The sequence below is a fragment of the Endozoicomonas sp. ONNA2 genome, from assembly GCF_024606365.1.
Taxonomy (GTDB): domain Bacteria; phylum Pseudomonadota; class Gammaproteobacteria; order Pseudomonadales; family Endozoicomonadaceae; genus Endozoicomonas.
The window spans coordinates 1-5,999 of the sequence record NZ_JAHHPO010000389.1 but is presented as its reverse complement, the minus strand read 5'-3'; the positions used below and the strand labels follow the sequence as shown (position 1 = coordinate 5,999).

The 5,999-nt window shown below is 47.6% G+C and carries 6 protein-coding genes; 2 read left to right on the top strand and 4 right to left on the bottom strand.

Translation table 11 applies throughout. The annotated features are described in order from the left end of the window. Positions 1–187 precede the first annotated feature (187 nt). Positions 188–1,888 carry a DNA repair protein RecN gene (gene recN / locus KDK14_RS07100; RefSeq protein ID WP_257264348.1) on the top strand — a complete coding sequence of 567 codons (1,701 nt, stop codon included), beginning with the start codon at positions 188–190 and terminating at the stop codon, positions 1,886–1,888. Between the two features lie 3 nt (positions 1,889–1,891). Here the strand turns inward: recN and fur are convergent, their stop codons facing one another. Next, a complete protein-coding gene (fur, locus tag KDK14_RS07095; protein WP_373691046.1) occupies positions 1,892–2,308 on the bottom strand; it encodes a ferric iron uptake transcriptional regulator in 417 nt (138 codons plus the stop codon). Positions 2,309–2,428: 120 nt separating this feature from the next. On the opposite strand from fur, the gene KDK14_RS07090 reads away from it, so the two are divergent. Then, positions 2,429–2,797 carry an outer membrane protein assembly factor BamE gene (locus tag KDK14_RS07090; RefSeq protein ID WP_257264347.1) on the top strand — a complete coding sequence of 123 codons (369 nt, stop codon included), beginning with the start codon at positions 2,429–2,431 and terminating at the stop codon, positions 2,795–2,797. 37 nt (positions 2,798–2,834) lie between these two features. On the opposite strand, the gene KDK14_RS07085 is transcribed toward KDK14_RS07090, so the two are convergent. The 3 genes from KDK14_RS07085 to KDK14_RS07075 all read right to left on the bottom strand — a co-directional run bounded on the left by KDK14_RS07085 (position 2,835) and on the right by KDK14_RS07075 (position 5,019). Then, complete coding sequence (locus KDK14_RS07085; RefSeq protein ID WP_257264346.1) at positions 2,835–3,167, bottom strand: RnfH family protein; 333 nt, start codon at positions 3,165–3,167, stop codon at positions 2,835–2,837. Beyond that, positions 3,160–3,591 carry a type II toxin-antitoxin system RatA family toxin gene (locus KDK14_RS07080; protein ID WP_257264345.1) on the bottom strand — a complete coding sequence of 144 codons (432 nt, stop codon included), beginning with the start codon at positions 3,589–3,591 and terminating at the stop codon, positions 3,160–3,162. Before KDK14_RS07080 ends, KDK14_RS07085 begins: the two co-directional genes overlap by 8 nt. Before the next feature lie 258 nt (positions 3,592–3,849). After that, on the bottom strand, positions 3,850–5,019 hold the full coding sequence (locus KDK14_RS07075) for an RING-HC finger protein (RefSeq protein ID WP_257264344.1): 1,170 nt from the start codon (positions 5,017–5,019) through the stop codon (positions 3,850–3,852). Between the last annotated feature and the right edge of the window lie 980 nt (positions 5,020–5,999).

The following is a 5,999-nucleotide window of genomic DNA, read 5'->3' as shown; positions in this document are numbered from 1 at the left end:
CTCGCTACGGGCGCTATTCTCGGACAGCCTCCTATGGCCCCGGGGCGAAAGTGAATATCAAGTGATAGCCTAATATGGGGGCCATGGCAGGTTATTCAAGGGAAAATTTTCTTTACCAATTCCGGTTTTACGTTTACTGTATAAATAACCAGTAACCCGATATGCAATTGGGATAGTGAGAGCTACCATGCTGAACCAAATTTCCATCAGCAACTATGCCATCGTTGAGTACCTTAACCTGGACATTAATCCCGGGATGACTGCCATCACCGGGGAAACCGGTGCCGGTAAATCCATTATGCTGGATGCCCTTGGGCTGGCCCTGGGAGGTCGGGCGGGCATCGACTGTGTGCGTGACGGTGCCGATCGGGCCGATATCCGTGCCTGCTTCGACCTACAGCGCATCCCTGCCGCAAGAGAGTGGCTGCAGGCGCGAGATTATGGCAGTGAGCTAGCAGGTGGTTTGGCGGGCGAATGTATTCTTCGTCGGGTGATCACCCGTGAAGGTCGCTCCCGCGGGTACATCAATGGCATCCCGGTCACACTGGCCGAATTGAAGGGGTTGGGAGAGCTGTTAATCGATATTCACAGCCAGCATGCCCAACAATCATTATTGAAAAAGAGCAATCATGCTGAGTTGCTGGATGAGTTTTCCGGCTCGCTGGCGCTGTCCCGGGAGGTGGGGAGTATTGCTGGAGATTATCGTCAGACCTGCGCAAAGTTGCACTCATTATTGTCCGATCAGCAGAACCGGGAAGAGCGGATTCAGTTGCTGAGTTATCAGTTGCATGAGCTGGAGCAGTTAAACCTTCAGCCCGGAGAAGTTGAACAATTGGAACAGGAACATCGTCAGCAGTCGCAGGCTGATGCAACCTTATCGGCCTGTCATCAAGTCACCAGGGTTTGCACCAGCGATGATGGTGATAATTTGCTACAACAGCTCTCTTTCTGCCTGCACCACCTGAGTGAACTGCACATTAACCATGATGCCATCAAAAACGCTCTGGAAATGCTGTCATCCGCTCAGATTCAGGTGGAGGAAGCGATTGGCGAGCTGAATCATTTTATTGATCAATTTGAAGCAGATCCGCAAAGAGCACAGGAAATCGAAGACCGGCTCAGTGCTGTTTTTGATCTGGCTCGCAAACACCGAATCCAGCCAGAAGCGCTGGTGGAGAAACAACAGCAGATCAGCCAAGAGCTAAAAAAAGTACAGTGTCATGATGAGCAGGTTGTGGGCCTGGAACTTTCTTTGGAGCAGTTACAGAAAAAACACAATCAGTTAGCAAAAAAACTCTCTTCCAAACGCAGGGCCGCCGCTCGAAAACTGGAAAAACAGGTGTCTGAACGGATCGCCTTGTTGGGTATGCCCAAAGGCAAGTTCTGTGTCGAGTTGACAGACATTCCTGATCGCACGGTTGCCGCTCAGGGCTTTGAATCCATCGAGTTTCTGGTGACCACCAATCCGGGGCAGCCCCCGCGCCCATTGGGCAAGGTGGCTTCCGGTGGCGAGCTTTCCCGTATCAGTCTGGCCATTCAGGTAATTATTGCGCAAACCGCATCAACACCAACTCTGGTGTTTGATGAAGTGGATGTCGGTATTGGTGGCGGGACTGCAGAGATTGTCGGCAGTATGTTAAGGGAGGTGGGCAAAAGCGGGCAGATACTGTGTGTTACCCATCAGCCTCAGGTGGCATCTCAGGCACATCAGCATCTGCACGTTAGTAAAAGAGTCAGCCGCAAAGCGTCCAGTACCCGAATTCATGAGCTGGATGGTGAACATCGCGTCCACGAAATTGCCCGAATGCTCGGTGGTGTTGAGCTGACAGCACCTACATTGAGTCATGCCCAGGAGATGCTGTTTCAGGCTCAGGTGCAAACTGTATAAACCTTATTTTTTCTCCTTTGCCTTTGGCCGGACGTAAATCACCAGATTGTGATCCACGATCTCAAAACCGTGTTTTTCGGCAATGGCGTTCTGACGTTTCTCAATTTCATCGTCAACAAACTCGATAACGTCTCCGCTCTCCATACAAATCATATGATCATGATGCTCCCCGCGGGCGAGTTCAAAGACGGAGTGACCACCATCAAAATTGTGACGAATCACCAGACCGGCACTTTCGAACTGAGTCAATACCCGGTAGACTGTAGCCAGTCCTACATCGTCTTCTGCTTCAAGCAGGGCTTTGTAGACATCTTCCGCAGACATATGCTTTTCTTCAGAACATTCAAGGATCTGAAGAATCTTCACTCGAGGAAGGGTGACTTTAAGTCCTGCCTTGCGCAACTCTTGATTTTCCAACACGTTTCCCTAACCCTTTGCAATATAATCCTGCTATTATCAAATCTTCGTGCAGCTTTTCCATTTTGCTCTGCGAGCAGGCTGCAAGTCATTTTTGAGCAAGATAGTGGAAGTCTGAAACCGATGCAAAAAACCACGTTTGCCCTGGCCGCCGCACTTTTCTCAGCACTGACAGGATGCGCCAGCTCCACGGACAGTGGTTCGAAGCTTATCAGTTTCCCCGGTGCCTATAAAATTGATATCCAGCAGGGAAATGTCATAACCCGGGAAATGGTTAACCAACTCCGTCCAGGCATGACCCGTGCCCAAGTCCTATACGTGATGGGTACTCCCTTGCTGAAAGATACGTTTAACAGCAATCGCTGGGATTACGTCTGCAGCCTGCAACCCGGCGGCAAAAACCGTGAGCAGAAGACTGTCACGCTGTTTTTTGCGAATGATCAACTCCATTCCATTGAAGGTGACCTGTTACCCGGGCAAAATCAGCAGTAATTACTGTTGATATTACTTAACCCTGAAGAGCACACCCTCAGCTATCACTGTCATGTTTTTTCTGTTTCGCCTGTTCAGCCCTGCGTTTGCGAACCTCTTTGGGGTCGGCAATCAAGGGGCGGTATATCTCCACCCGTTCACCTTCCCTTAACTCTTGGTTTTCGGGTTTTAATACGGCCTTGCCAAAGATGCCCAATGTCGCCTCTTTCAGATTAATCTCCGGAAAATAATCAATAATGCCTGACGCTCTGGCTGCTTCGAGCACTGTAGTACCCTCTTTGACTTTCAGTGAGATAATCTTCTGTTCATGGGCTCTTGCATAGGCCACTTCTACATGGATAGTGGGCTCATCCATTAACATCTTAGCCATAAATCTGTTTCGCTCTGTTACCAAAGGCATCAACCATGGCGTTCATCATCTGGCCGATCAGTCCGCCCAGTGTTGCCTGAGTCAGCCTATTATTCATTTCAAACTCCAGTTCCAGGGAGACCTTGCAGCCATTCCCGGCCAGAGGCTGAAATGTCCAGATACCGAATAAGTGTTTAAATGGCCCTTCCAGTAGCTGCATCTGTATAGACCTTCCGGGGATCATTTTGTTCCTTGTGGAAAAGCTTTGACGCAATCCAATTTTTCCTACTTCCAGGGTGGCTTCCAGATACTGGCCTTCCTGACGATCAATACGGCTACCTGTGCACCCCGGCAGAAATTCTGCATACGACTCAATATCGCTGACCAGGTCATACATCTGTTCAGCGGAATACATGACCAGTGCGGAACGGGAAATCCTTGGCATAAATAGAGCCTTTCATCAAAAAGGCCGGATAGGATAACCCATTCCGGCCCTCGGATTAATAGACAGTGTCAGTGTTTTGACGGCAGATTTCAGACCGGAAAACACCAAAAGCTGAAGTTGTAGCCCGGGAGGCTGTCCAAGAATAATCTGCACCTTTCTCAGCCCGGAATTATGAGTCAGAAATTTATATCCTTGATTTTTGCCATAGAAATCAAGTCCGACAGGCTCTGTGGAAGGAACCCCATTTTGAGGCTATGACTAACTCATATAAATTTTGATTTTGTCGTCTGTTGCCACCTCTATATTGCAACCAGGAAAAGGGCATTTTTTTAAAACCGGTGCACAGGTTTCACAGGAAGCCAGATGGCCGCATTTTACAAAAAATATTTTCGATTCATTGGTTTTACAGACTCTACAGGTCATTTGCTTAAGCAGCAGAAAACTGTCAATTCCAGACTTTTCGAGGCTCTCTGGCTTCTGCACCGGGTTTGCAGTGCTAGCCTCAGCCTGAGAGGAAAAATTAGCTGGTCTGTTTTGGGCAGGTAATTGAGGCGGCTCACCGACGTACAGTCCTTGAAGTCTGCGGGCAATCTTTGCATCCTCACCTTCTTGCGCAGCCTTTATTTTTGTTTGCCTTTGCAGATTAACTGTATCAAAGAGCGTAATGCGTTCGTTTTTCAAACAGTGAATTTGCTGTTGCTTTTCTTGTAATACTTCTAATTGAGCGTCGTATTCATCACAATCTTTCAGGAATCTTTCCCAGGATTCTTTCAAAGCCGTGTGGCATTGGAGATTATTCATCCGTGTTAGAATATTGGTAGCACGCAAAATGCTCTTGCCAGAGGAGTTTTCTTTATAGTGCCAATCAATAAAGGCTTGTTCAATCAGGGGCAATTGTTTTGATAAATCGTTGGGATTTGAGAACACATTTTTAATAACCCGGTATTCATCACTCTCTTTAAAGGCATCAAGGAGAGCTCTGGGGTCATTTTTTAAAGGTGTATGCTGATCGCAGTAGTGTGTAATTTCTTTTTCCAAATCAAATGATTTGATAATGGCTTCGATAAACGGTTGCCCCATTTCTCGTTTCACGAGTTCGCAGTGTGGCGAGAATCGAGTATGCTCAACCCACGGAATATCACCAGATTTCCAGTTGCGTAATCGCTTGCCGCACCATTCACAACCAACCCAGTCACTATGCTTCTCGCAGGATAATTCTGCTTCAGCCATTTGCGTTGGAGTATGGTGGGGAAAATTATACTCAAAACCCAGGAATGTGTCAGCTTTGGCTCTGAGTATATCCATTCGTTGAGAAGGGCTTGGGGTGCTGGGGGGAAGCCGGGGATAAACATGTTCGGAAGCAGTATGACTTAAACCACGGGTATGCAGCTGTTGCCTATACCAATTGTGAGTGGTATTGCCCTGCATAGGGTTAAGAAACAGACTTCCTCTGCTGCTTTCTGGAGTTTGAGGAGGGTATTCAGTCCTGTGGGCCTGATAAAAATTCAAGTTTGTAGTGCGACTATCCATAATGAAAGAGATCCTGGTTTACGTTAATTAGTATTTTGACCATATTCTTTCAGGGAAGTTCCCTATGGTTCGAAGCATCGGTGATTGAACACCCCTGTCGGAAGACGTCGGCAGACAATGCGTCAGCAGTAAAGGACTGGTTGGCACAGGGTTTATACCACTTCTAACTCCAATGGCACTGACTTAAGGCCTAACCCCTTGATAATTCGAAGCTTGCTCGGAAAGAAGCGACTATAAATAAAGAGTCACAAGCTTAAATATTTCCCTTCCGAGCAAGCCATGAACAAGTGTAGCCAAGAATTCCTGTCCCTCGCAGATGATTGCCTTAACCAATTTGCACAGACTGAAAACGATGAATTTTCTTCAATCCTTACCTCTGATGACCTTAACTCTTTTCAGGACTGTTACCCCGGTTGCAGGGTACGGGGTTTTCCACCCATCAAAACATTAACCTTGTTCATGCGACAGGTGGCTAGTGATACTAAATCATGTCGCCACGCCCTCATTGATGAAGCGAGAGATCAGTTAGTCAAGGGCAACAAGAAAAAGGTGCCCAACACTGACACCAGCGCATATTGCAAAGCGAGGCAACGGTTGACTGAAGCATCCATAAAATGCTTGCTACGCACATCAGGCAATAGCCTTGATCGCGCCTTACCAGAATCTTGGTTATGGCATCAACGTCGTGTACTGCTTACTGACGGTTCAACATTGTTGATGCCTGACACTGAGAAACATCAGAAAGAATATCCTCAGCCCAGCACCCAAAAAAAGGGCTTGGTTTCCCGATTCTCAGAATCCTCGTTTTGATATCTCTTGGCAGTGGCGCATTGCTTGATTTTGCTGTGGCTGCCTACGAAGGGAAAGAAACCGGGGAA